Genomic DNA, 456 nt, shown 5'->3' on the forward strand with positions numbered 1-456 from the left:
GTATAGTTTCATTTTATAGCATTGCGAAGATATTTTGTGAATACAAAAAATGGTGTTGAAAAATCATCATCAACACCATTTAGTATAGACCCAAAATTTGCCGCCAGCCTCTTTTCGATGATTGTCATGCACACAAAAAAACCGGATGAGATTTGCAACTCATCCGGTTTTTCACTTTGAGGCACGGTTTCTTCCCGGCCTCTTTTTTAAATCTCAAATTCTTCTTTCAGCATTTCAAGCTCATAGTCTTCGCTGAAAGTTTCCAAAGCTTTTTTCGCACACGCCAAGGCGCTCTTGCGTTCGCCGGCATTGCGATAGAAGTAGGCTGCATCCTTTAAAAATTCAGGGTTTTCACCTAATTCGCGCTCTGCTGCCTCATAATATCGCAAGGCTTCGTCATATTTGTCAAGCGAAGCGTAAGATTTGCCCAAATTCCAACAAAGCTCAGGATCTGCC

General features: G+C 41.4%; 1 protein-coding gene. It reads right to left on the reverse strand.

The window, feature by feature from the left end; all coding sequences use genetic code 11:
• Positions 1–206 precede the first annotated feature (206 nt).
• On the reverse strand, positions 207–456 hold a 250-nt coding region (locus KJQ99_RS09705), incomplete at its 5' end, for a tetratricopeptide repeat protein (protein ID WP_214150711.1).

This window comes from Campylobacter sp. 2018MI13, assembly GCF_018501135.1.
Taxonomy (GTDB): domain Bacteria; phylum Campylobacterota; class Campylobacteria; order Campylobacterales; family Campylobacteraceae; genus Campylobacter_E.